Below are 26,774 nucleotides of genomic sequence, written 5' to 3'. Positions count from 1 at the left end.
GGCCGCCAGATACGACAGAATGATCAGGGTCAGGCAATTCAGCACTTCTTTTTTCTCTTGGTCACTCTTGCCCTGTAGTCCCTCATGATGTTTGCCCACGGCAGTCATGGTTTCATCGCAGGCCTCGCCAACGGTGGGCTGAGGGTTGGTATTCTCTGCAAGGAATTCGCGCATGTCGGTTGTTTTGAGGTTGTGCGGAGTTTCCTTCTTCGACCCGGCACCCCGTTTTCCGAAGCCGGCGCCATCGTCGTGGCGCGAGGTCATGCAGATGCAAGGGGCCTGATCGACGTCGTAACCAGGGAAGTTCTTATAGTTCGGGCCGCCGCGCGCCTTCTGCAACATCTGATTCTCGAAGAAATGCTCGGATTCCTTCATGGGCTTCTTGCCCGCAGCCTTTTCCGCAGGGGTGGTGCAATCGCTTTTGCCATGAGGATGTACCGGCATACCGTGCTTTGCAAGTGTGGCAGCGCAGTCCATGATCGCCGGGTTGGCCTTGCAGATTTCTGGCCACGGACCGGTGTTGCCAATTGGCGAAGCATGATTGTGCGTCGCAAGGTCACTGAACCGGATCACCGGCTCGCCTTCAAATTTCACATCCGTCGACCAGCTGTTGAAATACTTCTTGCCGGTGTTCTTCGATGTGATGACGCCCTTCTTCGCCGCACATCCCGCTTCGGTGCCGGAGGTCTTGGATTCGTCCGACTTGTTCTTGATGTTCACCGTCTTGCCCGAAATCAGCACCGTGGCCGTGCCGCTTTCGGTGTCGGAGGCCATGCCGAAACTAGGATAGGGGATCGGTACTCCGGGCGGGGTCGCGGGGTTTTCGGGCGGGGTGAAGCAGACGTCGGGCATTGCGGCAATGGTCTTGGCGTCGACGGCCTTGCCTGAAATCTCCAGCCCGTTGGCGAAGACGTTGCCACCCATCACGCGGCTCTCCGGACGGCGTGGAAGACGGCCGCTCCGCAGGCGCCGTCGTCGCCAGAGCCTTCCATCAGCGCCGGGCTGCCGGGGGCGTAGCCGCGGGTCTCGGCGGTCATCAACTGGGCCAGCATGACCGGCACCACGGCGGCGCCGATGTTCCCGAGGTTCTCGGCCGGGCTCCAGAGGTCCTGAAACGGGGTGCGGCCGCGTTCAAGGCGCAGGCTGGCAAGGGTGGCCTGCTTGAAGAAGTACTGCTCACCGATCAGGTCGGAGATGCGGTATTCGACATGGGCCAGGTCAACCTGCGCCTCGGTCATCGCGATCTGATAAGCCCGCGTCATGCCGTCGCCGCGCAGGGGGAGGTCGAGGCCGTCCTTGTCAGAGGCGTTGTAGATATGGGCAACCTCTCGTGCGAGGCCGAGGCCGGTCAGCCGCAAGGGGCCGGGCGACGCGGTGCAGAGGACGGCGGCTGCGGCCTCACCGGGGATGAAGCCGTTGGCATTGCCCGGGACGAGGAGGCGGTTCTGGCCCAGGTAATGGGCGACGGATTGCGCGGTCAGATAGCTGTCGAGTCCAAGGATGATGACCCGGTCCTCTCCCGCGGCCACGAGGCGCCGGGCGCGGTCCAGCGCCAAGAAGCCTGAGGGGCGACCATGCGCGATGATCTGCAGGCGAGGAAGGGAGATCTGCAGGATCTCGGACAAAAGGCCGGTCAGGACGGCAGGGTCAGGGACAGGACGGCCAGGGCGGTCTTCCTCGGCGAGGCAGAGGAGAATTGGCACGTTGCTCAGGACATCGCGCGACCCGGCAAGCATCTGGCGGCGGAGGTCGGCGAGGGCTCCGGCGGCAAGATGCGCCATCCGCTTGACGCCAATCCAGTTCCGCGGCAAGGGCACCGCCCCACCGATCAGCCACTCCCCGTCCGGGCCCAAGAAGCGCGTCTCGGCAAACCCGTCGAGCCGCCCACGCATCGCCGCGCAGGAGGAGGCCGCGTCGAGTCCGACGCAGGTGACCATACCGGCGGCCTGAACATGGAGCACAGCGGTCACGCGGCATCCTCGGGCATGCGGACGGCGGGGTCGAGAGTGAGGTAGGTCTTGCCCGTCTGACGTGCGCGGACCAACCCGCGCGACGGGGGACCAACCCAGGCCTCGGAAAACTCGGTGATGTGGCGATGGATACGCGTGTCGCAGCGCCAGGTGAGGGTGAACTGCCGAGCCTCGCAATCGAAGGCCAGGGTATCCGGGCGGAGGGTCAGTTGCAGGGCAATGGTGCGGCCGCGAAAAATGGTTACGGGCAGTTCGGTGTCGGGCAGGCGAAATTCTTCGCGACCCTGCGGCGTGAGGCCGATAATGACAACCGGCGTCCCGGGGGCTGGGGGGGCGATCTGCTGATCCAGCGGAGCGCATTGATAGTAACGCTCATCAAAGTCGGGCGGAAGGAAAGGAAAGATCTTGTCCTTCCAATGGTCGTCATAGGTACCGGCATAGCGAAGACGGGTCGGAAACACGCGCGGGATAGGGCCGAGCGCCATCGGCCGATACTCTCCAAAGGGTGAAGTGACGGGGTCGTCGATCGCCTCGGTCAGAGGCAGGTCAAGTCCGTCCACGCGTGAACCGGCACGGACCGTCGCAAAGCCCAGTCCATACGGATTGTCCCTGTAGACAGGAGGGGACCTTTCATCGGTCCGGCTGCGGTCTGGCCCACCGAAAGCGGTGTCATACCCAAAGGCAAGGCGCGAAAATGGATAGGGCCGGGTTGCCGCAATTGTCGGTCCGAGTGTGCGCCACTGCCGAGGGCCAACCACAGCGAACTTCTTGATCCAATCCCCCACGCGCAAGCCGACGAGGACCCGTTCCGCCGGGTTGCCGCCAGGTGTGTATGCCGCCCCTTGCGCCACGACGTCGCAGGCCTTCTTCCGAAAGGCAAAGTCGGTTTCCCACAAGGGGGCGCTGAACCCGGGCACGCCGGTGTATTCATCCGCCATGATCAGCGGGCGTTGCATCTTTGCCCGCTTTGCAACCTCGCCCGAGGCTGGAAAGTCGAAGGTGGCCTTGACCACCAGCGACAGGAACTCACGCCCTTCCGCATCCATTCCCATGGTGAACTGGCACGGATAGCGGGTAGAAGACCGGATCATCATCGCCGAAAAGCCCAACCCAACTCGAGAATGTTGGTGAAGCCCCGAACTCTCACGTCCGCGGATTGGCGAACAATGTCGACATCGCTGCTATCTTGGACCATCTCCATGCTTTGCTCCGCGGCCGACAATTCTGGTCGGCATAGCACTTTCAACTTGCCCCGACATTCAACGAACCTCGAAATCTCAGAAAGGACACGCTGAACTCCACAGCACTTGCGACCAGTTCGCAGCCGTAGAACCCCGTCCTGCTGCCGCGCCTCCTTAGGATGAGCGCAAGATTACCAGGTTGTCCTCGACCGCTGCGGCGACCTCAGTATAGTGCTGGGTCCGCCGGGCGGGGTCGCCTCCGGAGCGGATGATAATCAGCTCGGTCTCTTCAACCACCATCGCGGCCTCGACCGCTGCTGCTTCCGCAAAGTTCTCTTTCACGGCTCGCATCCCAGGCAGGCGTTTGGCGGCTGATTTGTGTCCCTCGCGCGGACGAATGACCGGGGCGCTCGTATCCTCGTACTTGGCTACGATCGCATCTAGCCTTTCGGCTGCATCAATCATCGCCTGCTTGACCGGCAAGTAATCGCCCCGCTCAGGAAGGCGGTCAGCCACCTTCAGGTAATAGATACGAAGACAGTCGATGCGGTAACGCAACTCGATCCGGTCGTCATCGCAGGTCTCGTTAGCGCCGGAGATGATCTTAACGAGTTCCCTGGTAACGCCCGAGTTGGTGGCTTCGCCGGCCGGCTCGTCGTCGTCGTCGGGCGGTGGGCATTCCGGCTCCTCGACTCCGCCACACGACTGAGCGTGCGCGGCGCTGGTCCCGAATAGTGACCCGAGCATAAGTCCAAAAAGAACCGCAAACCATAACGACTTCATCAGTCAATCCTCCGTTTCAAAAATGCCATATGCCGCAAGCACGGCGCGGCGCGTTCCCGGGCCAAAAGATCCATCTATCGTACCGTCGTAGAAACCCTTTTCAGACAGAATCCGCTGCAACCCGGTCCAGGTCTCGCGCGGGAACTTCTCCGCGTTATTAAGAAGTCCATCTAGCGCCAATTCACTGCCGCCGCGAAGAGAACGGTACAGAAGGTCGGCTGCGTCGGTGGAATCCATTTCTGGGACAAGGCCGTTTGCAGCAAAAGACGCAACGTTAAACATTGCTTCGGTGTGACCCGCCGCCGCGGCCTCTTGGAACATCGCAAGCGCCTTGGATCTGTCCTTTTCGAGACCCAGTTCGCCGGTGAAGTAGAAGTAGCCCATGTCGTTCAGCGCCGCCGGAATTTTAGCCATGGCGGCCTCTTCATACAGCGCGCGGGCGCGAACTGGATCCGGGTCAGCGCCCAAGCCACCTTCAAGCACCTTGGCCAACCGGTATTTGGCATCCGGGTCTCCCGTAGCCACCGCCTTCTCCAGGAGTTGCAAAGCTTCTTTGGGGGCGTAGTCCGTGCTCTGCCGATCTAGCTTTGCCAGAGCCAGACCCACGAGCGACCGCGTGTCCCCGGCTGCAGCTGATTTCTCAAGCATTTCCCGCTCGGTAGCGGCGATCTGCTGCCAAGCGGACGCCAAATCCTCGAGCCCAGGATCCGCCGGGACGGCGGCGTCGCTTGCGAGGTAGAACGGCTCACTGGGCAGGGCTCCATAGGTCGTTGGTTCCTGCTGGTTTTCGGTTGCGGCCAGAACATCGTCCCGCACTTTACGGAAGAGGATGCTGATCTCGAGCTCGGGCTTGATGATGTTCTCGCGCAAAGCGATGTTGAACGGGCTATTCTCACCTGAGCCGTCCAGCGCCACCGCCCCATCTCTCGCAGCAAAGGCGACCAACGTGCCACGGTCGGGCGAGGGAACGGCAAGGCCCCCCTTGCCGGTGGTCAGACCCTTTGCCACCTCCGGGTCCCGCAAGTCGATGACATCGGGAAAGGGATTGTCCCTACAACTGTCCAGTATCACGATAGACATCTTTCGCGCGCCGTCGACCGCAGCAAGCATCTGGTCCATCGTGACTGAAGCCGAGACGATGTCCTTTGCCTGCTGCACTTGCGCGTCGACCGGGATCAGGAAGGTCGTCCCCTGGACCGAAACTCCATGACCGGCGTAGTAGATTAAAGCTATGTCGGCCGTTTCTGCCTTGAAGGCAAAGCTGTTCAGCGCAGTGAGCGTCTCATCGCGGGTGCCATCCATCAATAGGTCCACCTGGAATCCGATGCCCTCCAGCGTCCGGGCCAACGCTTGAGCATCGTTGACCGTGTTCCGCAGCGCTTGGATGTTTTGGTAACTAGCCATCCCTAGAACCAGCGCGACACGATCCTTGGCCCGCGTCTCGGACGCAGCCGGGAAAGCAAGCAAAGCCAGCAATAGTGGAAGAAATAACAAGGGAAAAAGCATTGCAGATTGGGCAAAAAGCTCGCCTCGCACAAGGGCAGGGATCAGGACCCTGACACTCCCATCGGGGCTCGTTGCGGTGATCTTCGCCCGGTAAACAGCCTGCAGTCTCATCAACGGTCCGTCCTGCATTGCTCTACTATTCGAAGGCATAGGCAAAACCGGCGTCCGAACCGGTCACCGTGACGCGGGTCAGGTCAGCCCCCTCCAGCTTGCGGTTGAGGACTTGCCTCGACAGTTCCGGCAGAAGGGTGTTTGTGAGGATTGCGTCGATCATCCGGCCGCCCGACTCGATCTCGGTGCAGCGGGCCTTAATCGTGTCCATGACCCCCTCGCCGATCACCAGCTCGGCCCCATGTCCCGCCTCCAGCCGCCGGGCTATCCCACGTAGCTTGTGGCCTGCGATGGCCTCGATCATCGTGTCCGAGAGCGGATAGTAGGGGATCGTTACCACCCGACCCAGAAGCGCCGCCGGGAAGACCTTCAGAAGCGGCGCGCGGAGGCTGGCGGTCAGCTCCTCCAGGTCGGCACCGGTCTTGCCGTCCTGGGTCATCGCCATGATCTCCTCGGACCCGACGTTCGAGGTGAGAAGGATCAGCGTGTTCTTGAAGTCGATCCTTCGGCCTTCGCTGTCGTCCATCATCCCTTTGTCGAAGACCTGGAAGAAGATCTCGTGCACGTCGGGGTGGGCCTTTTCCACCTCGTCCAGCAGGATCACCGAATAGGGCCGCCGCCGGACGGCCTCGGTCAGGATGCCGCCCTTGCCGTAGCCGACATAACCGGGAGGTGCGCCCTTCAAGGTGCTGACGGTGTGCGCCTCCTGGAACTCGCTCATGTTGATCGAGATGAGGTTCTGTTCGCCGCCATAGAGGGTTTCGGCCAAGGCTAGCGCGGTTTCCGTCTTGCCGACGCCCGACGGGCCGCAGAGCATGAAGACGCCGATGGGTTTCTCCGGCGCACCGAGGCCTGCGTAGCTGGTCTGGATGCGGTTCGAGATCATCCCCATCGCGTGGTCCTGCCCCACGACGCGTTCCGACAGCGTCACCGCCAGCTGCAGGGCGCGTTCGGTCTGGCTGGCGAGCATCCGGCCCATCGGGATGCCGGTCCAGTCCTGGACGATCGCGCCCACGGCCAGGCGGTCGACGGCAGGAAGGATCAGGGGACGTTCGCCCTGCGCTTCGGCGAGGGCGGCCATCTTCGTGCGGAGGGTCGCCAGCTTCTCGGCCCGCGCCTCCGGTGTCAGCGCCTCGGGTTTCGCCGTTTCCTCGGTCGCTTCGGGCGGCGTTTCCCCGGTGACTCCAGTTTCGTCCACCGGCTGACCGGCCCCACGGAGGGTGGCGCGGAGGGAGAGGACTTCCTCGACCAGGGCCTTCTCAGCGTCCCAGCGGACCCTGGCGGCCTCAAGCTCGGTCGTGGCCTTGGCAAGCGCCGCCTCGACCTCGGTCTTGCGGTCACCCACGTCGATGCCGATCGCTTCCTCGCGGCCGATGATCCCCTGCTCTACCTCAAGCGAGGACAACCGGCGTTCGATGTCCTCGACCTCGGCCGGCGTGGCGTGCTGCGAGACGGCGACGCGGGCGCAGGCGGTGTCGAGCAGGCTGATCGCCTTGTCGGGCAGCTGGCGTGAGGGGATGTAGCGGTGGGACAGGGTGACGGCGGCCTCGATCGCCTCGTCGAGGATTTCAACCTTGTGGTGCTTCTCCAAGACGCCTGCCACGCCGCGCAGCATGCGGATTGCCGCTTCCTCGGATGGCTCCTCGACCTTGACCACCTGAAAGCGTCGAGTCAGGGCGGGGTCCTTCTCGATGTGCTCCTTGTACTCGGCCCAGGTCGTGGCGGCGACGGTCCGCAACTCGCCGCGAGCCAGGGCCGGTTTCAAGAGGTTCGCCGCATCGCCGGTGCCCGCCGCGCCCCCCGCCCCAATCAGCGTATGCGCCTCGTCGATGAAGAGGATGATCGGCTTTTCCGAGGATTGCACCTCGTCGATCACCTGCTTCAGGCGCTTCTCGAACTCTCCCTTCACCGACGCGCCCGCCTGCATCAGGCCCACGTCCAGCATGTGGAGCTCCACCGCTTTCAGCTGCGGCGGCACGTCACCCCGCGCGAGGCGCAGGGCGAAGCCTTCCACGACGGCGGTCTTGCCGACACCCGCCTCGCCCGTGAGGATCGGGTTGTTCTGGCGGCGGCGCATCAGGATGTCGATGATCTGGCGGATCTCCGGGTCACGGCCGATCACCGGGTCGATCTTCCCGGCCCGGGCGCGCTCGGTCAGGTTGGTCGCATACTGGTCCAGCGCCGATTTGCCACCCGGCGCCTGTTTGGGTTTGGGTGCTTCGCCCTCGGGTTTCGAGCCTTCGATGGACTCCGCCAAGAGGTCACCTAACTGTCCCGACATGGAGGCCGGGTCGATCTTGTCGAACTCCAGGCTAATCTTGAACAGCAGGCCCTCCAGGACCGGAACCTTCAGCGCGCCAAGAAGGATGTAGGCCGACCGAACCGTGTCGTCACCGAACTCCAGGCTGCCGAAAGTCCAGCCTTCCTGGATTGCGCGGAAGATGTGGTCGGAAAACTCCTCTACCGACCCCGCTCCATGCGGGAGCGAGTCCACGGCCCGCGTGACGTCGGCTGCCAAGCGAGAGGTATCGACTCCGGCCGAGGCGCAAAGGATCTCGAAGTCCGACCGGGCAGACTGGGACAATGCCTCAATGAAATGGACCAGTTCGACATAAGGATTGCCGCGCGTCTTGGCGGACTGGGCTGCGGCGGAGAATGCCTTCAGACAAACGGAGTTCAGCTTCCCGACCAGCTCCTTCCGCTTGATCGTTTCGGTGCCGCCACGTGGGGCCATAATCCTTCCCCCTCAACCGCTTCTGAATATGCTTGCTCATCCCGGCGGAAAGACGCAGGCTTTCCGCAAGGTCACTCTAGTCCGGAAATTTTCGCATGGCGAATGTTTTGGCGGTGCCGGTCTTGAATACCGGACCCGGGCTGCAGACAGAGGTCGCGGAATGATCGGCCCCTTGCCCGGAGACATCTTCCGACAGGGCCAGGTCTTGAACCACACCTACGAAATCGAGGGGGTTCTGGGCCGTGGCGGCACGGGCGAGGTCTACCGGGCGCGCAACCAGATCTCTGGCCGCATCGTCGCGATCAAAGCGCTGAATGCGCAGTTTTCCGGGAACGACGACTACATCCAGCTGATGCGCCGCGAAGAGCAGATGCGCGACGTGCTGAACGACGCGGTGGTGCGGTACACGGAATGCTCGCGGTCGGACCAAGGGCACGTCTTTCTGGTGATGGACTTCATCGACGGGCCATCGATGAACGAGATCATGATGCGCCGCCGGATGGATGCGCGTGAGCTGATGATCATTGCGCATCGGGTGGCAGAGGGGCTGGTGGCGGCACATGCAAGGGGGATCGTGCACCGAGACCTGTCGCCCGATAACGTCGTGCTGCGCGACGGCGCGGCCGAAAAGGCGACAATCATCGACTTCGGCATCGCTAAGGACACGTCCGCGGGTGCAAAGACCATCGTCGGCAACGAGTTCGCCGGGAAATACGAATATGCGGCGCCCGAACAACTCGAGGGCCGAGCCGAGAAGCGATCCGACCTTTATGCGCTTGGGGCGACACTTCTTGCGGCGTTCCGCGGGCAAGTGCCATTTGGTGGATCGACGCCCGGTGAGATCATACGGAGGAAGCAAACGCGACTGGACACCGAAGGGGTGCCAGAGCCTCTGAAAAGCCTCATCGACTGGCTCACCGCCCCCGCGTTGGCCGATCGCGCGCCGAGTGCCGAGGCGGTGGTGGACCACCTGAACCAGGCACTGAAGCCTCCCTCGACCCGGGGGCGTCGTTTGCCCCCCGAGACGGGAGAGGAGCGGAAGGGGCGTGGCGGCATGATGGTGCTGCTTCTCGTACTGCTTCTGGGGTTGGGCGGTGGCGGGGCTTGGTACGCTGGTCTATTGGACCCTTGGCTGCACCCAATTCCCGTCGCGTCACCCTACCGTTTGACCGCAAGTTTCGGTCCGGGCGGCCCGCAGTTCTCCGGCAATGCACCCGACGCGGACGCCGCCCGACGCCTGACGCTGGCCTTCACGGCGGCGACGGGGAGTTCTCCCCCTGCCGATGCTCTTCCACTGGCCCAAGGTGTGCCGGACGAGCGTTGGGTGGGAAATGTGACGGAGCTTTTCGAGCTTTTGCCAGGCATTCCCGAATGGAGGCTCACCGTGACGGACAATGCGGTCGACATCGAAGCGGTGACGGCAAACCGTAAACAGACTGAGGAGAAGCGGGCAGCGATTCAGGATTGGGCAGCGCGAACGGGAATGAAGATCGGCTTCGCCCCGCGAACTGGCCCGGCCAAGCTCCAAGGCCAAGCCGTGCTGGATTCGCTTCAACCCTTCGCACTCTGCGGACCGCTGACGCCCGACAAGGGGCCTCTGCAGATCTACGGACTGGGTGAGACCGTGGTGGTGACTGGCGCCGTAGAGTCGATCGAGACCCGCGATGCGGTGAAGGCCGCAGTGGAGCCCACTCTGGGCGACCGATCCCTGCGACTGAATCTGACGATCTTGAACAAGGACCTCTGCACGGTGCGAAAGGTCCTGCCACCGGTGGGCGCCGGGGATGCGGTGATCTGGTTTGGGGATGGCGCCACGGGCGAGGTGAACCTATCTGGCATCTTCCGCGCCGGCGACAACCCGGTGGTCGAGGTGCTCGTTCCGCCCGAACTGACCGGGCTCTCGCTTTGGGTGCTGGTCGTCGACAACACCAACCAAGTGTTTAGCCTGTTGCCGAACGAGAAGCAGGCCGAGCATGACATTCAGGACATCGGCAGCGTCGTCGACGGGGTCCGGCGCGTGCGCGTGCTGGGGAGCTTGGCGGACCTTCAAACCGGAAACGCCGTCTTTTCCATCCAGGTCGACGCGAGCAATTTCGGCAAGTCGGAGATCATCGCGGTCCTCTCGAAACGCCCCCTTTTCGGCACTCGGCTGCCTGAAACACTGTCGGTCGGCGGCCTGGCAGATGAACTGGCGGATGTCATCGCCAAGGATCCGGAAAACATCGTGTCAATCGCCTCGCGGGTCATCGATGCAAGACCTTGACTTTAGGTCAGGTGGTGCAAGAGTTGTCCCGTAGATTTTGTTTGCATGTATTGCAGAAGGCTTTGGACCGAGATGGACCTTGAACCGTTCCTGGTTCCGGTGGCGGACGGCAGTGCCTCGGGATCGGAACTGCGAAACGACCCGCGTTTCCATGCCGTCGAGCGGCTCTTAGAGCCTGCCGCGCGCAGCTTCCGGCTGGAGAATGTCCGGAACGGCGGGACGGGCGGAGCGAATGTCGATTGGTCCGGAATACTCTCGCAGGCGGAAGAACTGGCGCGGACGGGACGCGACCTTCGCCTGCTGGCTCTCGTTGTCCGGGCCCTGGCGAATGCCGAGGGGTTCGACGGGCTGGCGCAAGGTCTTGGCCTTTTGACCCGAACGGTTGAGACATACTGGGACAGCCTGCACCCCGCGCTGCGCGAAAGCCCGTCACTCAGCGAGGCGGCGCGGCGGCGCACAAATGCCATGCTCGACTTGCAAAACCGTGAGAACGGGCTTCTTTGCGACCTGGAATTCACCGTTGTCCTGACCCCCCGCGGCCTTGGAGCAATCACCTTTGGCGACCTCTGCGCCGGTGGGCTGACGCGGATGCAGGCGCAGGCAGAGTTTCCGCAGGGCCTTGGTGAAAAGGAACTGGCCGAGCTTCTGTCACGGCATGAGGCGCGGGTGAACCGCGTCACAGCTGCCTGCCGCGCCATGGCGATCGAGCGGCCCGATGACGTGGCGATCTTGGTCCGAGGGATCGAGGCCGCCCGGACCGCCTTAGCTGCTCTTGAAGCTGCGGTTACGGCCCGCGTGGGGGAAAATGGGATCGGCTTCAAGCTGCCGGAACTCGATAAGGTCCTGTCTAGGGCGCTAACTCCATTGGCAGCCGCACAGGGTCAAGCGGCACCGGCTGCACCCACACATGAGGTGATTGCCATGGCCGAGCCTTCCTCCTCGAGCATGTCAAACGGCGTTCATGCGCCACCCACGGCAGGAGGTATCCCCGGTGCAGTCAACTCCCGCCGGGATGTCGAGCGCTGCCTAGACATGATCATCGACTTCTATGAACGCACAGAGCCTTCGAGTCCTATCCCGCATCTTGCGCGGCGGATGCGGAAGATGGTGCCGATGAACTTCCTGCAACTGATGGAAGAGATCGCACCCAGCGGGATGAAGGAATTCAAGAACGTCGCCGGCGTGGACGACAAGAAATCGGCCTCGCAATAGGCCCCAAGACTTTCAGGAGAGGTCTGAGACATGGCAAGTGAAAGCAAGGCAAAGGTGATCGAACGCAACCGCGCCCCGCGGGTGCAGATCGCCTATGACGTCGAACACTACGGCAGCCCGACCACCATCGAACTTCCCTTCGTCATGGGGGTGATGGCCGACCTTGCCGGCAAGTCAGAAACCAAAGAGGCCATGAAGCCGGTCAATGATCGGACTTTTGTCGACGTCGACGCAGGCCGCTTCGGAAAGTTCATGGAAGCGCTGGCCCCGCGCGTAAAGGCCCGTGTCCCGAACCGCCTTCCCGCGAAGGATGGCGCGGCCGACGAGGAGATGTTCGTCGACCTGACGTTCAAGAGCATGTCCGACTTCACCCCCGACAAGGTGGCCGAACAGGTCCCCGCGCTGGCCGAGCTTCTGAAGATGCGGCGCCAGTTGGAAGAATTGCTTGGGTACATGGACGGCAAGGTGAATGCCGAAAAGCGGATCGCGCAGCTACTGCAGAACGAGCCTTTGCTGATGCAGGTCGCCGATGAAGCCATGAAGAAGGAGGGCTGAGCGATGGCCGAACAGGAAAAGCAGGCAACCACAGCCGAAGCCCAGACCATCGACCTGGGCGAATTCAGCGACCTTCTGGAGAAGGACTTCCGGGTCAAGGAGGACGAAGGCGCCAAGCTGCAGAAGCTGGTGCAGAACCTGGCACTGGCCGCCACCGAGCGTTCGGGGACCGCAACGATCTCCGGCAATGCGGTCAAGTCGATCAAGAATCTGATCGCCGGGATCGACGCACTGCTCACCACCCAGATGAACGAGATCATGCATGCGCCCGAAGTTCGGGAGATCGAGGGCACCTGGCGCGGGCTGCACTACCTGGTCAACAACACCGAGACCGACCAGAAGTTGAAGATCCGGGTGATGAACATCACGAAGGACCAACTGGCCGACACGCTTGAGGACTTCGAGGGGCAGATGTGGGACCAGTCCCCCATCTTCAAGCGGCTCTACACTGACGAGTACTCAATGTTCGGTGGCGAACCTTTCGGCGCCATCTTGGGCGCCTACGAGTTCAGCCATCATCCGCGTGACGTGGGCTTGTTACGCAACATGTCCGGCATCTGCGCCTCGGCTCATGCGCCTTTCATCGCGGCGGCCTCGCCCAAGCTCTTCCGGATGGAAAGCTGGCAGGAACTGCCAAACCCTCAGGACCTGCAGCAGATCGTCTCTTCTCCAGATTATGCCAGCTGGCAGTCCCTGCGGGAGTCGGAAGACGCGCGCTACATCGGCCTGACCATGCCGCGGGTTCTGGCGCGCCTTCCCTATGGCGCGGCGACGATCCCGGTGAAGGGCTTCGCCTTCGAGGAGCAGATCGACGGCAAGCATGACCACTATGTCTGGATGAACGCAGCCTTCGCGATGGGTGTGAACATCAACCGAAGCCACAAGCTTTATGGTTGGGGCACCCAGATCCGCGGTGTGGAATCGGGCGGCGCGGTCATCAACCTGCCGGTCCACAGCTTCCCGACCGACGACGGTTCCATCGCAATGAAATGCCCGACAGAGATTGCAATCGACGACCGGCGCGAGGCAGAACTGGCCAAGCTCGGTTTCATGCCCATCCTGCATCGCAAGAACACCGACATCGCGGCCTTTATTGGAGCTCACAGTCTGCAAGACGACGAAGCCCGCGCCGGCCGGCTTGTGGATCCGGACGCCCAGGCGAACGAACGGCTTTCGGCCAATCTGCCCTACCTTTTCCCGGTCAGTCGCTTCGCGCATTACCTGAAGGCCATCGCGCGCGACAAGGTCGGGACCTACAAGGAACGCGCCGACATGCAGAAATGGCTGTCGGAGTGGATCAACCGCTACGTCCTGGCGAATACCGCCATGGCCGACGACAAGCAGAAAGCGAAGCGTCCTCTGGCATCGGCCGAAGTGCAGGTGGACAGCGTCGAAGGCCGTCCGGGCTATTACAACGCCCGCTTCTACCTGCGTCCACACTACCAGCTGGAGGGCATCAACGCGAGCCTCAGGCTGGTCTCGGAACTACCGTCTGTGAAGAATGCCTGACCAATTCAACCGCACTCAATCAGTAAAGGACTAGATCATGGCGGTTTCGATTTATGCGAAGTTCCCCAACGGGATCACGGGCGAGGCCAAGCAGGCCGGGCACGAGGACGAGGTGGTCATCCTGTCGCTCAGTTGGGGCGTCAGCCGGCCGGCCACTTTGACCGGAAACAGCCGCCAAACCGGCGTACCGTCCTTTTCTGACGTTTCTCTCGCGAAGGAGACGGACTCGGCCTCTCACGACCTCTTCATGGCCTGCGCGAAGGCAACGGCGTTGGACGAAATCGTCATCACCTTCGTCAAGGATGCGGGCGACGAGCACATGGACTATCTGCAGTACACTCTCAAGAACTGCCTGATTTCGTCCTATCAGGTTTCGGGATCATCGGGCGGGACAACGGCATCGGAATCCATCTCGATCTCCTACACCGATATCAAGGCACTCTATAAGAAGCAGGAATCGGACCACACCGGATCCAGCGACCACGAGGCCGAATTCGATCTGATGGCCCGCGTCTGAGTGAGGCCCATCCTTACCGAGGTCGGGTGCTATGGTTGACGCAACGCCGACGCCGCAATCCAGGACTGAGGCGGTCCAGCCCAGCCTGTGGGACCGCCTCGTCGATGATCTGCCCGGCATCATAGCCGAGACCGACCGCCAGCGTGCTGATCTGGTCAGCCGGATTGGCGCGGACAAGGTCGACGCGGTTGTTTCGGGTGGCGCACGGGCGATCGAGGCTGATGCTGATCTGGATGCAGACACAAAGCGTGACCTGCACCTGTTCCTCACCCAGATGGCCCGCCGCGCCTTCTTGGAAGAACGCGGCATCGTCGTCAACGCCCAGATCCTGCGCGAGGCCGTCCGCCGCGACATCGAGGCGCTTTTCAACGTCGAACGTTTCGAATCCGGGCTCCAGTTGACCGATGTCGAGGTGCTGAACTTCGAAACCCCCCAAGAGATGATCGCCGATTTCCCCCATGCCCGGCGGTCGGTCCTGAACTATGGCGTCCCCTCCTTCTCGGGCCGCGCCATGTCGGACTTCGACCTGGCCGCCCTGGCCAAGGAACTGCGCGAGGTGATCGCCGTCTTCGAACCCCGGCTGAAACGCGATTCAATCCGGGTGAAGGTGGCACAGGGCGACCGAACCGGCATGAAGATCGAACTTGACGCGGTCCTGATGCTGTCCCCCGTCCCAGAACGGCTGCGGCTCTCCACCATGATAGACCTCGACAACGGGCGCGCCACCACAGCGGTCGAGGACGCGTGATGGACCGCAATTTCCTCGCCTATTACGAAGACGAACTCGCCCATATCCGCGAGCTGGCGACCGAATTCGCCGCGCTCCACCCCACGGTCGCGCGCAACCTGTCGCTCGACGCCGTTCCCTGCCCCGACCCTTACGTGGAACGCCTGCTGGAAGGCGTGGCCTACCTAGCGGCCCGCACCCGGCTGAAGGTCGATGCCGAAAGCAGCCGCTACGTCCGGAACCTTCTGGACGAGCTTTACCCCGATCTCGTCTGCCCCGCCCCCGCGATGACGATGGCCGTCCTGCACCCCGGCCCCCAGGTCCAGACCATGCTCGACGGCCACCTCGTCGCCCGCGGCACCCGATCCGTCGCCGCCTATCGCGAGGGGATCTCCACCCGCGCCACCTACACCACCGCGCAGGACGTGACCCTCTGGCCCATCGCCGTCGACAGGGTGGACTACCTGCAGGACAAGGGGGCAATGAACGCCGCCGGGCTTGACCGGGCGGAAGCCGAGGCCGCGATCCGCTTCACCCTCACCCGCGTCGGCCCCGGCTCGCTGGCCGAACTTTCCCTCGACCGGCTGGACCTTTGGTTTACCGGCGGCACCCGTGGCGGGGCGATCTTTGACGCGCTTTTCGGCCACGGCAATGCCGCCGTCGCCCGCGCGCCGAAGGGCCGTCCGCAGCCCCTTTCCGGCCCCTCCCTCGTCGGCATCACCGACCGCGAGGGCCTGCTTCCCCGCGTCCGCCCCTCCTTCGAAGGCTACCGGCTGATGCGGGAATACTTCCTGATGCCCGACCGCTTCCACTTTCTGCGGCTCGATGGCCTCAACCCCGCACTTCGCGCCTGCACCACTGGCCCCTGCGAGGTCATGGTCTACCTCGACACCGCGCGGCCCGAGCTTTCCGACCTCTCCGCCAGGGACTTCCGCCTCTTCGTCACGCCGCTCGTCAACCTCTTCGAGAAAGAGTGCAACGTGATCGAGATCGACGGCCGCTCTGCCGCGCATGTCGTCCACGCCGACCGCACCCGCCCGCGGGATTTCGAGATCTACCGCCTGACCAATGTCGAGGATGCTGACTCGAACGGCCCCGACGCCGCCGTTGCCCCGCTCTATTCCGTCGGCCAGCACCGCGGCTCTGGCCTTGTCTACACCACCGAACGCCGCCCGCGCCGCCCGGGAGAGGATGAGCTTCGCCGCGGCCAGACCCGCACCAGCTATGCGGGCGACGACCTGTTCCTGTCGATCGCCCGGCCCGCCGACGTGACCGTCACCAAGGCCATCCGCCGCCTCGACATCCGCGCGCTCTGCACCAACCGCGACCTGCCGATCCTGGACGACTCCCCCAAGCTTTCCCTTGAAACAGGCGACCCCGTCGGCCGGATCGAGCTGATCGCCCCCTTCCGCCGCCCCCGCGCCTCGGTCGCCTCGGCCCTGCCGAACGTGGTCTCGGGCGGGGAAAGCCAGATGGACGACCTCGCCTGGCGGCTGGTGGCGCAACTGTCGCTCAACCACCTCTCGCTCGCCGAACCGGGGCAGGATGCCGAACCCCTGCGCGCCATGCTCGACCTCTACGCCGGGCGCGGCGACCCCGCGATGGCCCGCCACGCCCGCTCGATCACCCGGGTCCGCTCGCGCCAGGTCGTCGAACGGCTGGGCATCCCCGGCCCGATCTGCTTTGGCCACGGGGTCGAGATCACGCTCGACGTGGATGAAAACACCCTCGCCGGGGGCTCCACCCTCCTCCTCTCGGCGCTTCTCAACCAGCTCTTCGCCCGCCACGCCGCGATTAATTCCTTCGTGCGCACCAGGACCCATCTCATGCAAAGACAGGAGGACGTGTCGTGGCCGATGACGCCGGGCAACCGCGCCCTGATCTGACCGGGGATGTGCCCGCGCCCGAAACGATGGGCTTCTTCGAGCTTCTGCGCAGGCTCGAACGCGACCAGCTGCGCTTTGGCCGCTCCGGCGGCCCGTCGAAGGAACCCGCTCGCCTTGGCCAGCGCGCCCGGCTCACATTCGGCACCCGCGACATCGCGGGCTTCCACCCCGGCAGCCCGCCCAAAGTGGATGTCGAGGTGCTGGGCCTTCTTGGCCCCGAAGGCGCCTTACCCCTGCACATCACCCGCTGGGTCCTCAGCCGCCTCTCGGACCGCTGGTTCACCGAAGGCAGCGACGCGGCCTCGGACACCACGTTCCTTGATTTCTGCAACCTCCTACAGCACCGCATGATGGCGCTCTACTGGCGCGCCTGGGGTGATGCCCGGCCCGAGGTGCAGATCGAACACGAAGCTGCAGGCCGTGTCCGTGCGCTGGTCGAGGCGCTGGCCGGCGTGGCCCTGCCGGGCACGAAGCCTAGGGTCCCCGACGCCCAGACCCGCCTCAAGACCCGCCACGCCACCGCCCTTGGCCGCCAGGTTTACAGCGTCGAGCGGCTGACCGCCTACCTTGGCGATGTGCTGGAGGCCCCCGTCACCCTGGTCGAATTCCTCGGCACCTGGACCGACATCCCGCCCCGCCTGCAATCGCGCCTCGGCCAGCAGCACGCCCAGCTTAGCCGATCCGCCGTCGTGGGCGCCCGCAGCTTTCAGCGCCAGACATTGGTCGAGCTTCGCGTCGGGCCCCTGCCCCTTGCCCGCTTCGTCCAGTTCCTCGCGGACCCCGCGCTGATCCAGCGCCTTCGCCACGCCATCCGCCACGCAATGGGCCGCGAGATGGAGTTCAACCTGCGCCTCGTCCTTGATGCCCGCGAGATCCCCGACACCCGCCTCGGCCACAGCCAGCTTGGCCGCACCACCTGGCTTGCGCCCAGGCGCGACCGGGATGCGGACGACCTGCGCCTCTACCGCGTCGCCGCAGTGGAGGCCGCATGACCCTGCGCCTGATCATCGAACACAGCCCCCACCCCCAGGACCGGCGCGAGATGCGCCATCCGGGGGGCGAGTTCTCCATTGGCCGGGGCGCGGAATGTTCCTGGCAGATCAACGACCCCGACATGTATGTCTCGCGCAAGCATTGCGTGATCACGGGCGAGGCCGGGCAGTTCATCGTGACCGACGCCAGCCGGGGCGGGCTCTTCATCGACGGGGAGGACCAGCCGCTTGGTCCTGGAAATGCCGCCCGGCTGGAACAGGGGATGCGGCTTCGGCTCGGCGACACCGTGATCCGGGTCGAGATCGAGGCCCAGACACCGGTTGCAGCGCCCCGCACCCACGCGCCGGCACAGCGGCAGATGACACATGACGATTTCTTCTCGCAGCCGGTCACGCCGCCCGCGCCGGTGCAGCGTCCGCAGGGCCTGCCGCAACCGTTCGACACCGGACCGACCGACCTGCGCCGCCATGACACCGCGCCACAACGCTCGGCGCCGCCGCCCTTGTTCGACGACCCGTTCACGCTTGATCGCTCGGTCGCGGGTCGCCCCGCCGGCAGCGTCCCCGAGCCGATTGCCCCCCGGAAGGACGACTTCGGCTTCGGCTCCTTCTTCGACGAACCGCCAAAGCCCCGTGCGGCCGAGCCTGCGCCTGCCCCCGTGGAGGCCCCCACCCCGGCCAGCGACGACTGGTGGGCGATGCCACCACCCGTCGCCGCACCGGAGCCTCCGCCCCCGGCCCCCGAGCAGCCTCCCCCTCCCGCGCCGGAACCGCTCCGGCTGGAACCCGCTCCAGCCCCCGCGCCACCCGTCGTCGACGAAGAACACCGCACCCGCCAGCGCGGCGAGGCGCCACCGCCTCCCGTGGCTCCGCCCCCTACGCCTGCGGCCCCCGTCGCCTCGGACACCGCCCTCCGCGACGCCTTCTTCCGTGGCCTCGGCCTCGAACCCACTACGACGCCCAATTCCGAGGCCGAGATGGAGGCGCTTGGCCAGCGCTTCCGCCTTCTGGTCGAAGGCCTGATGCTCATGCTGCGCACGCGCGCCAAGGAAAAGCAGAACGCCCGCGTGGCGCAGACGGTGATTAGCAACACTGACGTCAACCCCTTGAAGTTCCTCGCCACCACAAACGAGGCCATCGCCGCCCTCGTCACGCCCAGGGGCCCCGGCTACCTGGACCCCGAGACCGCGATCAACGGCGCCTTCCGCGACCTTGCAGACCACCAGGTCCGCTCTTGGGTCGCGATCCAGTCGGCGCTGCGGCGGATGATCGACCGCTTCGACCCGGCGGCGGTCGAGAAGGACCTCGAGGACCTCGGCATGCTGGAAAGCCTTCTGTCGGGCGGGCGGAATGCCAAGCTCTGGAAGGCCTATACCGACCGCTACAAGGACATCGCCCGCGCGGCCGAGGACCGGTTCCTGGGCGAAGTGGGCGCCGATTTCCGTGACGCATATGAAGGCAACAGGGAGAAGACCGATGACTGACGTTCCACGACGTGCCTTTCTGATCGGGGGCAGCGCGCTCCTGCTGGTCGCCTGCGCCCCTGCGGGGCCGGGAGCGGTGACCATCGTCGCCCAGGGGACTGCGGGGATGAACCCCGGCCCGGACGGTGCCGACCGGCCACTCACGCTGCAGGTCCTGCAGCTGCGCGGGTCCGGAGCCTTCGACGGCGCCGATTTCTTCGGCCTGCAGACCGCCTCGGCCACGCTGGGGGGCGATTTGGTGAAGGCGGACACCATAACCCTCGCCCCTGGCGGCAAGGCAACCAAGACGATCGCGCTCGAGGCGACCACAGCCATCATCGCCGTCGTCGCAGGCTTCCGCGACCCCGCGGGCAAGCAGTTCCGCGCCAAGTCTTCGGTCTCGCCGACGGACTCGGTCACCTTCGCGCTTGACGTGACGGCCAGCGGGATCAAGCTGACCCCGATGTGACCCCTCTGGGTGCCAGGAACAGGACGGAAGAATGAGTGACAAGAACAAGGTCGTCTGGTCCGAAGGGCTGTTCCTGCGCACCCAGCACCTGCAGCAGCAGGACCGCTATACCGAAGGCCTGGTGCGCGGCGCGCTTCAGGCAGCGCCGATGCAGGCCTGGGGGTTCCGCTCGCTGACGCTGGACAAGCCTGCGCTGGATGCCGGCCGCATCGCCATCGCACAGGCTTCTGGCATCTTTCCCGACGGCACGCCTTTCGCCATCCCCGACACCATGTCCGCCCCTGCGCCCGTCGCCATCAAGGGGGACATGGCGGGCCACGTCGCGCTGGCCATACCCATCGAACGCCCCGGCGCCGCCACCATCGACCCCGCCCACGCCGACCCCGCCGGATCGCGCTATCGCGGCGTCATCCAGACCGTCCGCGACGCCATCCGCGGCGGGGCCGAGCCCGAAGAGATCGAGGTCGCCCAGCTGTCCGCCCGCCTGATCCTACCGACCGAGGACAGCGCGGGTTTCGTCACCCTCCCCGTCGCCCGGGTTGAGGGCCTGCGCGCCGAAGGCTCGGTCGCGCTGGCCGAAGGCTACCTCGCCCCTGCCCTGACTCTTGCGGCGAACCCCTGGTATGCGGGCCTTGCGCAAGAGGTCGTCACCGGCCTTGACCGCATCGCCGATGCGCATGGCAAGCTGGTCCTCGGCGGTGCGGGACGGTCGATCGAGAACCTCCTCCTCCTCGAGCTTGCGAACACCGCCCGCCCCCGCGTGGCCCACATGCTGGCGCAGAACCTGCACCATCCGTCCGAATTCTTCATGGAACTCGCAGGGTTGGCGGGCCGGATGGCGACCTATGGCTCCTCGTCGCGCAGGCTTTCCGACCTCCCCGCCTACGACCACCTCGACCCGCAACCCGCTTTTGCCGCATTGGCCGACACGCTGCGGTCGCTGATGCTCTCCCTCCGCCACGTCGAACCGAAGTCCCGCGCCCTGCAGGTCGCGCGCCACGCCCAGAACATCTGGAAGGTCCGCATCGACAACCCCGACCTCCTGAAGACGAGCCGCATCGTCTTGCGCATCGGCTCTGAGATGTCGGACGAATCCTTGCGCCGCATCTTCGTGTCGCAGGCCACTGTGGGCGCGGCGGACGCCTTCGAGAAGCTTTGGAAATCCCGCCTGCCCGGTATACCGCTGAAGCCCCTCCACTCCCAGCCGCGCGAGATCCCCTATGACGGGGAGCGTCTTTGCCTGGAGCTTGACCAGAAGTCCGAACATTTCTCCCAGCTCACCGATGCGCCCGGCTTCGTCATCGGGGTCTCGGGCGCGCTGGAGCGTGAACCCGAAATCGACTGCTACGCCGTGAACCGATGAGCAACGAGGACGACCCCTTCGGCCTGTCGAACGACGCCGGACGCACCCGCATCCGGCCGGTGAAATCCGGCACCCCGGTCACCACGCCGCAGCCGCCGACCTTTGGCGCAGACCGTCCCGCGCCGCCCCCACAGCAACCTTACGGGGGGCAGTCCTATGGCGGCCAGCCATACGGCGGGCAATCCTACGGCCAAGGCTACAACCAACCCTTCGGCACCCCGCCCGACCCCGGCCAGCGCGCCCCGAAACCGCGCCTGACCCGCGCGAACCCGAACCCCCTCATCGTCGCCTTCGCCTCGCTCCTCGAACTCGCGCCCGAGCTTGAGCACGCCATGCCCCCGGCCAATCCCGACGCGCTGCGCCTGCGCCTCCAGGACAACCTGATCGACGCCCGCGACAGCGCCGTCGGCATGGGCGTCCCCATGACCCGCGCCAACCAGGCCGCCTGGTTCGTCGGGGCGCTGGTCGATGACCTCGCGCTCAACACCCCCTGGGGCGGCCATTCAAGCTGGCCGCGCCAACCCCTCGTCGTGGGCCTTACGGGAGAGGTCGACGCCGGGACCAAGTTCTTCGACCGCCTCGAAGAGCTTCTCCGCTACCCCAACCGCGACCCCGAGATGCTGGAACTGGGCTTCCATTGCCTGAACCTCGGCTTCCGCGGCAAGTACCGGCTCGAGGGCCGCACCGGCGACGCCGCCCTCCTTGCCATGCGCTCGGCCATCGCCCGCACCATCCGCAACCCCGAGGCCGAGGCCGCCCCCCTCTCCCCGCACTGGCAGGGGGTCATCGCGCCGGACGAAAAGCCCCGCTTCGCCGTGCCCCTGTGGACCATCGGCCTGGCCGCCGTCGCCGTCATCGCCGCGCTGTATGTGGGCCTCGGCATCCAGCTCTCGAACAAGGCGACCCAGCTTTACGCGCTTGCCAACCTTTTGCCGCCCCCCGAGCGGGCCGAGATCTTCCGCCCCGTCCGCACCAATGCCGAACCCGCTGCGCCCGAGATCAAGATCGAGCCCGTGGTTATCGAGCTGGTCCCCTCCTGCCTGGCCAAAGCCCCCGCCGACACCGCCGCCGCCCTGACCGGCAAGGACGACGTCAGCTTCGCCTTCCTCACCCTGCGCGGATCGAACCCCGAGGTCTTCCGCTCGGCCAAGGCCGACATCAATGACGTCTATGGCCCCCTCGTCACCGCCTTGGCGCAGTGCATCAGCGAAAACATCGACGTCATCGGTAAGGTCACGATCATCGGCCATACCGACTCTGTGCCGGTCCAGGCCTCGAACCCCTTCGCCTCGAACCAGGGCCTGTCCGAAGCCCGCGCCAAGACCATCGCCGACCTCCTGACCGCCGCCGGGGTCCCGCCGGACCTGCTGGTGTCGGAAGGCCGGGCCGACAGCGAACCCGTGGGTGACAACAAGACCAAGCAGGGCCGGGCCGAGAATCGGCGCATCGAGATCAAGATCGAGAAGAAGCTCTAGATGAAAGTCCTCAAAGCCATCTTCCGCTTCCTGTTCTCCCGCCGCCTCTGGACCTTCATCGGCGTCGTCCTCCTCTGTGCGCTGATCTGGTTCTTCGGCCCCCTCGTCTCGGTCGGCGACATGGTCCCGCTGGAGGACGACCTCGTCCGGATGATCGTCATCGCCGTCATCCTGGTCCTCTGGCTCTTCTCCCTCCTCCTCGCGCAACTCCGCGCCGCGAAGAAGAACCAGCTTTTCGTCACCGAACTCGCGACCCCCGAAAAACCCAGGGTCTCACTCCCAGGCGAAGCCAACGTCGCCGAGATCAACACCAAGTTTGCCTCCGTCCTGACCGAGATGAAGCGGTCCAAACTCGGCGGCAAGAAATTCCTCCGCGACATGCCGTGGTATGTGATCATCGGCCCCCCCGGCAGCGGTAAGACCACCGCGCTGCGCCAGTCCGGCCTTCACTTCCCCATCGACCTCTCCGATGACCTGAAAGGTGTCGGCGGCACCCGCAACTGCGACTGGTTCTTCACCGAAGACGCCGTCCTCGTCGACACTGCCGGCCGCTACGTCCAGCAGCAAAGCGACCCCGAGATCGACGCGGCCGAGTGGCTCGGCTTCCTGGACATGCTGAAGAAGCACCGGGGCAAACGCGCCCTGAACGGCGTGATCCTGACCCTCTCGCTCAAGGAACTCCTCGCCGGTGAGGCCGCCGTCCGCGAACACGGGCGCGAAATCCGCAAGCGCCTTGCCGAACTGCGCGAACGTCTGCAGATCCAGCTGCCCGTCTACCTGATGCTGACCAAGGTCGACCTCGTCCCGGGCTTCGAGGCCTTTTTCGGCAACCTGCCCACCAAGGACCGCGAACAGGTCTGGGGCGCGACGCTGCCCACCGACGCCCGCATCGACCGCACCACCATCGAACGCGAGATCAAGGCGCTTCTCGCCAACCTCGAAACCCGCCTCACCACCCGCATGGCCGAGGATGTCCCCCTCGACCAGCGGGCCGAGATCTTCCGCTTCCCCTCGCAAGTCGAACGGCTCGAAGCGCCCCTGAAGCTCCTCATCGACACGGTTTTCGGCGAAAGCCGGTATGAGGAAAGCCCCTGGCTGCGCGGCTTCTACCTGACCTCCGCCACCCAGGAAGGCTCGCCCATCGACCGCCTCGTCGGGGAACTCGCGGGATCCTTCGGCATCAACGCCGACCCCGCCCCCCGCCGCGCCTTCGGTGAAAAGCGGTCCTACTTCCTGCGCAACATGCTGACCGACCTCATCTTCCCCGAGGCGGGTCTCGGCACCTTCGACGCCGCTGCCGAGGAACGCCGCAAATGGATCTGGCGCGGCTCCATCGCCGGGGCCTCGCTGGTCACCCTGATCGCGGGCCTCGTCTTCCTCTTCAGTTTCCTGCGCTACTCCGGCGGCATCGACGACCAGGAGCGCCTCTTGGCCGACCTCTCCGGCCGCCTGGCCAACGTAGCCGCCCGCCAGGCCCCGACCGACCCGCTGGACCTCGAACTCGCCCTGGAAGGCGTCACCGAGGTGAGGGCCGCCGCGACCGAAGTGCCGACCTCGCCGCTCACCTACATCGGCCCCACCGCGCGCTCCGAACTGGCCGAGGCACAGCGCATCGCCTACGACCGCTCGCTCCGCAACATCATGGAACCCCGGATGGTCGCCATGCTGGAAGCCACCATGTGGCGCCAGATCCGCGACCCGGAATACCTCCTCGGCGCGCTCAAGGTCTATTACATGATGACCGGCCTCGCCCCCTATGACCGCGAATTCGCGGCGCAGTGGTGGCAGGACCAGCTGCCACAGAACGCCCCCACCGACCCCTTCCCGACCGAGGCCGCGCTGGAGCACCAGCTTGCCGCCATCGACCGCATGGGGTCAGAGGAACAGAAGATCGCCCCCGACCAGGACCTCGTCCAGCAGGCGCTGCAGTCGATCTGCACTATCCCCTTGGCCGCCCGGGCCTATTCCGCGCTCATCTCCGACCCCACAGTCACCGCGCTGCCCGAATGGATCCCGGCGGAAAAGGCCGGCCCCAACGCCACCCGTGTCCTGACCCGGATCTCGGAAAAGACGCTCCGAGTCGGCCTGCCCGGCGCCTTCACCTATGACGGCTTCCACAACACCGTCCTGCCGCTGATCCCCGAGGTCGCCGCCACAGCCGCGCTGGACCAGCAGGTCTTCGCCGGGGGCTGCGCCGAAAGCTCCGACGCCTCGGTCGCCAGCCTGGAAACCGATATCCTCAAGCTCTATCAGGACGATTTCATCGCCCAGTGGAACGGCTTCCTGCGCGATATCCGTCTTGCCCCGATCACCGACCTGCCCACGGCCACGGCCAACATGAAGGACCTCGCCAGCCCTGACAGCACGCTGCGCCGCCTGGTCCGTGCCGTGGTGGACGAGGTCGACCTGACGCGCGTCATCCCTGAAGAGGAAAACGCCGCCGCCGATGGCGTGGTCAAGAAGGCCACCGCAAAGCTCGGCAAGGTCGGCAAGCTTCTGAAGGCGGGCAGCAAGCTTGCAACATCGACCGGCGGGATCGAAGGCCCGCCCCCCGGCACCGACATCGCGCTGCATTTCGCGCCGCTCAAGGCCGCCATCGAAGAGGTGGACGGCCTGCCGCCGCTTCTCGACGACGTCGGCCTGCAACTCGACGGCCTTGCCAAGGAACTGGCCAGCGCGATGAACTCCCCCGACCCAGAGGCCACGCTCCTCGCCCGGGGCGGCCTGGGCGAGCTGACGGGAGCGGTCGCCAATGCCGCGAAGACGCTGCCCGACCCGCTGGATGACTGGGTTGCAGGCATCGCCGGTGACACCATCGCCGTGACCCGCGACGCAGTGATCGCGCAACTCAACGACCGCTGGCGCGCCGACGTCTACGATTTCTGCGTCAAGGCAACCGAAGGCCGCTATCCGTTCGACGAGGCCTCTGCAATCGACGTCAACGTCGCCGATTTCCGCGAGCTTTTCGCCCCCGGCGCGCGGATCGACAAGTTCGTCACCGACAACCTGCTCCCGTATATCGACACCACCGTGAAACCCTGGGCCTGGCGCGCCGACTTCGGCCTCGACGGCGCGCTTCTCTCCCCCTTCGAACGCGCCCGGTCGATCCGCGACGGGCTCTTCCCCGGCGGCAGTGGCCCCGTGATGGCCTTTACGCTGGAAGCCAAGGACCTGACCCCCAACGCCGCATCAGTCACGCTGAACGTCGACGGCCAGGTCCTGACCTACCTCAACGCCGCGACCCGCCCGATGCCAATGACCTGGCCCGGACCCGATGGCACCAACCTGATCTCCCTCTCGTTCCAGCCCGCCGACGGAACCGGAGAAGTCCTCACCTCGGAAACCGGCGCCTGGGCCTGGCTGCGGCTGATCCGCAAGGGCAGGCTGTCCGGCACCGCCCTGCCCGAGGTCTTCAGTCTCAGTCTCGGCCTGTCTGGCTTCTCCGCCGCCTTCGAGTTGCGCGCCGCCTCGGTCGACAACCCCTTCGACCTGAAGATGTTCGGCAACTTCAAATGCCCGACGAGCTTCTGAGCGACGACGAACGGCGGCCCGTCGCCGCGCTGTTCGGCAAGCTCCCCGCGACGGGCGACTTCGTGTGGCGCGGGCTGCCCGACGCCTTCCGCAAGCATTGGGACTTCTGGCTGACCCGCCACATCGCCCATCTCCAGCGCCATGGCCATGAGTTCCCTCCCGGCGGTCTCCGCTTCCGCCTGCCATCCGGCGGTCGCCTTGCCGTCGGGGTGATCCTGCCCAGCCGCGACAAGGCCGGACGGCACTTCCCGCTCTCGCTTCTCCTTCTGTCCGATGAAAACCTGACGCCCGATCAGGTCGACACCTGGTGCGATGAGGCCCTCGCCCTGGGGCCAGAAACCCTGGACCCGGACGCGCTCTGGTACGCCCTCGACAAACTGCCCTCCCCTGCGCCCCACGGCCCAGCCAGCGGACCGATGCAACTTTGGACACCGGGCCAGTCTCCTATCCCGATCGACCCCGCGGCGCCCGAAACGAAACTTCGGCAGCTCCTCGGCGTCGACTGAGCCTATCGGATTTGCCCAAAC

The 26,774-nt window shown here is 65.1% G+C and carries 20 protein-coding genes; 14 read left to right on the top strand and 6 right to left on the bottom strand.

The features are described from left to right. The 6 genes from ACE3Q6_RS11740 to tssH all read right to left on the bottom strand — a co-directional run. A partial coding sequence (locus tag ACE3Q6_RS11740) for a DUF4150 domain-containing protein (RefSeq protein ID WP_374432426.1) occupies nt 1-924 on the bottom strand: 924 nt, incomplete at its 3' end. Further along, complete coding sequence (locus tag ACE3Q6_RS11735) at nt 924-1,970, bottom strand: 3-oxoacyl-ACP synthase (RefSeq protein ID WP_374432425.1); 1,047 nt, start codon at nt 1,968-1,970, stop codon at nt 924-926. The genes ACE3Q6_RS11740 and ACE3Q6_RS11735, both read right to left, overlap by 1 nt. Further along, on the bottom strand, nt 1,967-3,064 hold the full coding sequence (locus tag ACE3Q6_RS11730; protein WP_374432424.1) for a DUF2169 domain-containing protein: 1,098 nt from the start codon (nt 3,062-3,064) through the stop codon (nt 1,967-1,969). Before ACE3Q6_RS11730 ends, ACE3Q6_RS11735 begins: the two co-directional genes overlap by 4 nt. A gap of 261 nt (nt 3,065-3,325) precedes the next feature. Next, nucleotides 3,326-3,934 carry a hypothetical protein gene (locus ACE3Q6_RS11725; RefSeq protein WP_374432423.1) on the bottom strand — a complete coding sequence of 203 codons (609 nt, stop codon included), beginning with the start codon at nt 3,932-3,934 and terminating at the stop codon, nt 3,326-3,328. 3 nt (nt 3,935-3,937) lie between these two features. After that, the gene (locus tag ACE3Q6_RS11720) at nt 3,938-5,551 is read right to left on the bottom strand and encodes a caspase family protein (protein WP_374432422.1); all 1,614 of its coding nucleotides are present in this window, start codon (nt 5,549-5,551) and stop codon (nt 3,938-3,940) included. Nucleotides 5,552-5,576: 25 nt separating this feature from the next. Next, nucleotides 5,577-8,285, bottom strand: a complete 2,709-nt coding sequence (gene tssH / locus ACE3Q6_RS11715) for a type VI secretion system ATPase TssH (RefSeq protein ID WP_374432421.1) — start codon at nt 8,283-8,285, stop codon at nt 5,577-5,579. A gap of 160 nt (nt 8,286-8,445) precedes the next feature. Here tssH and ACE3Q6_RS11710 point away from each other — a divergent pair, with 160 nt between their 5' ends. From ACE3Q6_RS11710 to tagF, 14 genes are all read left to right on the top strand, one after another. Further along, the gene (locus ACE3Q6_RS11710; protein ID WP_374432420.1) at nt 8,446-10,548 is read left to right on the top strand and encodes a serine/threonine-protein kinase; all 2,103 of its coding nucleotides are present in this window, start codon (nt 8,446-8,448) and stop codon (nt 10,546-10,548) included. A 72-nt stretch (nt 10,549-10,620) separates the two neighbouring features. Beyond that, nucleotides 10,621-11,760: an ImpA family type VI secretion system protein gene (locus ACE3Q6_RS11705; RefSeq protein WP_374432419.1), complete on the top strand. Its 1,140-nt coding sequence runs from the start codon at nt 10,621-10,623 to the stop codon at nt 11,758-11,760. 30 nt (nt 11,761-11,790) lie between these two features. Beyond that, nucleotides 11,791-12,315: a type VI secretion system contractile sheath small subunit gene (gene tssB / locus ACE3Q6_RS11700; RefSeq protein WP_374432418.1), complete on the top strand. Its 525-nt coding sequence runs from the start codon at nt 11,791-11,793 to the stop codon at nt 12,313-12,315. Nucleotides 12,316-12,318: 3 nt separating this feature from the next. Beyond that, nucleotides 12,319-13,824 carry a type VI secretion system contractile sheath large subunit gene (gene tssC / locus ACE3Q6_RS11695; protein ID WP_374432417.1) on the top strand — a complete coding sequence of 502 codons (1,506 nt, stop codon included), beginning with the start codon at nt 12,319-12,321 and terminating at the stop codon, nt 13,822-13,824. A 37-nt stretch (nt 13,825-13,861) separates the two neighbouring features. Continuing rightward, entirely contained in the window at nt 13,862-14,341 is a 480-nt protein-coding gene (locus ACE3Q6_RS11690; RefSeq protein WP_374432416.1) for an Hcp family type VI secretion system effector, read from the top strand. A gap of 31 nt (nt 14,342-14,372) precedes the next feature. Beyond that, nucleotides 14,373-15,089, top strand: a complete 717-nt coding sequence (gene tssE / locus ACE3Q6_RS11685; RefSeq protein WP_374432415.1) for a type VI secretion system baseplate subunit TssE — start codon at nt 14,373-14,375, stop codon at nt 15,087-15,089. Continuing rightward, the gene (gene tssF, locus ACE3Q6_RS11680; RefSeq protein ID WP_374432414.1) at nt 15,089-16,954 is read left to right on the top strand and encodes a type VI secretion system baseplate subunit TssF; all 1,866 of its coding nucleotides are present in this window, start codon (nt 15,089-15,091) and stop codon (nt 16,952-16,954) included. Before tssE ends, tssF begins: the two co-directional genes overlap by 1 nt. Then, nucleotides 16,918-17,946, top strand: coding sequence for a type VI secretion system baseplate subunit TssG (tssG, locus tag ACE3Q6_RS11675; RefSeq protein WP_374432413.1), 1,029 nt, complete (start codon nt 16,918-16,920; stop codon nt 17,944-17,946). The genes tssF and tssG overlap by 37 nt, the downstream gene beginning before the upstream one ends. Then, nucleotides 17,943-19,430, top strand: a complete 1,488-nt coding sequence (tagH, locus tag ACE3Q6_RS11670; protein ID WP_374432412.1) for a type VI secretion system-associated FHA domain protein TagH — start codon at nt 17,943-17,945, stop codon at nt 19,428-19,430. Before tssG ends, tagH begins: the two co-directional genes overlap by 4 nt. Beyond that, complete coding sequence (gene tssJ / locus ACE3Q6_RS11665) at nt 19,423-19,878, top strand: type VI secretion system lipoprotein TssJ (protein ID WP_374432411.1); 456 nt, start codon at nt 19,423-19,425, stop codon at nt 19,876-19,878. Before tagH ends, tssJ begins: the two co-directional genes overlap by 8 nt. Nucleotides 19,879-19,909: 31 nt before the next feature. After that, on the top strand, nt 19,910-21,241 hold the full coding sequence (gene tssK / locus ACE3Q6_RS11660) for a type VI secretion system baseplate subunit TssK (protein WP_374432410.1): 1,332 nt from the start codon (nt 19,910-19,912) through the stop codon (nt 21,239-21,241). Next, a complete protein-coding gene (icmH, locus tag ACE3Q6_RS11655) occupies nt 21,238-22,716 on the top strand; it encodes a type IVB secretion system protein IcmH/DotU (RefSeq protein ID WP_374432409.1) in 1,479 nt (492 codons plus the stop codon). Before tssK ends, icmH begins: the two co-directional genes overlap by 4 nt. Continuing rightward, entirely contained in the window at nt 22,717-26,247 is a 3,531-nt protein-coding gene (gene tssM, locus ACE3Q6_RS11650; protein WP_374432408.1) for a type VI secretion system membrane subunit TssM, read from the top strand. It begins immediately after the preceding gene. Then, nucleotides 26,229-26,753, top strand: a complete 525-nt coding sequence (gene tagF, locus ACE3Q6_RS11645) for a type VI secretion system-associated protein TagF (protein ID WP_374432407.1) — start codon at nt 26,229-26,231, stop codon at nt 26,751-26,753. Before tssM ends, tagF begins: the two co-directional genes overlap by 19 nt. Nucleotides 26,754-26,774 lie beyond the last annotated feature (21 nt).

This window comes from Tabrizicola sp., assembly GCF_041913445.1.
Classification (GTDB): domain Bacteria; phylum Pseudomonadota; class Alphaproteobacteria; order Rhodobacterales; family Rhodobacteraceae; genus Tabrizicola.
This window is presented reverse-complemented; position numbering and strand designations above follow the sequence as displayed.

Excerpts from the sequence above, each read along its gene's own strand:
- ACE3Q6_RS11710 (WP_374432420.1), top strand. The coding sequence starts at position 8,446 with ATGATCGGCCCCTTGCCCGGAGACATCTTCCGACAGGGCCAGGTCTTG.
- ACE3Q6_RS11730 (WP_374432424.1), bottom strand. The coding sequence starts at position 3,064 with ATGATGATCCGGTCTTCTACCCGCTATCCGTGCCAGTTCACCATGGGA.
- tssM (WP_374432408.1), top strand. The coding sequence starts at position 22,717 with ATGAAAGTCCTCAAAGCCATCTTCCGCTTCCTGTTCTCCCGCCGCCTC.
- tagH (WP_374432412.1), top strand. The coding sequence starts at position 17,943 with ATGACCCTGCGCCTGATCATCGAACACAGCCCCCACCCCCAGGACCGG.
- ACE3Q6_RS11690 (WP_374432416.1), top strand. The coding sequence starts at position 13,862 with ATGGCGGTTTCGATTTATGCGAAGTTCCCCAACGGGATCACGGGCGAG.
- ACE3Q6_RS11720 (WP_374432422.1), bottom strand. The coding sequence starts at position 5,551 with ATGAGACTGCAGGCTGTTTACCGGGCGAAGATCACCGCAACGAGCCCC.
- tssJ (WP_374432411.1), top strand. The coding sequence starts at position 19,423 with ATGACTGACGTTCCACGACGTGCCTTTCTGATCGGGGGCAGCGCGCTC.
- tssC (WP_374432417.1), top strand. The coding sequence starts at position 12,319 with ATGGCCGAACAGGAAAAGCAGGCAACCACAGCCGAAGCCCAGACCATC.
- ACE3Q6_RS11725 (WP_374432423.1), bottom strand. The coding sequence starts at position 3,934 with ATGAAGTCGTTATGGTTTGCGGTTCTTTTTGGACTTATGCTCGGGTCA.
- tssE (WP_374432415.1), top strand. The coding sequence starts at position 14,373 with ATGGTTGACGCAACGCCGACGCCGCAATCCAGGACTGAGGCGGTCCAG.
- tagF (WP_374432407.1), top strand. The coding sequence starts at position 26,229 with ATGCCCGACGAGCTTCTGAGCGACGACGAACGGCGGCCCGTCGCCGCG.
- tssF (WP_374432414.1), top strand. The coding sequence starts at position 15,089 with ATGGACCGCAATTTCCTCGCCTATTACGAAGACGAACTCGCCCATATC.
- tssB (WP_374432418.1), top strand. The coding sequence starts at position 11,791 with ATGGCAAGTGAAAGCAAGGCAAAGGTGATCGAACGCAACCGCGCCCCG.
- icmH (WP_374432409.1), top strand. The coding sequence starts at position 21,238 with ATGAGCAACGAGGACGACCCCTTCGGCCTGTCGAACGACGCCGGACGC.
- tssK (WP_374432410.1), top strand. The coding sequence starts at position 19,910 with ATGAGTGACAAGAACAAGGTCGTCTGGTCCGAAGGGCTGTTCCTGCGC.
- tssH (WP_374432421.1), bottom strand. The coding sequence starts at position 8,285 with ATGGCCCCACGTGGCGGCACCGAAACGATCAAGCGGAAGGAGCTGGTC.
- ACE3Q6_RS11705 (WP_374432419.1), top strand. The coding sequence starts at position 10,621 with ATGGACCTTGAACCGTTCCTGGTTCCGGTGGCGGACGGCAGTGCCTCG.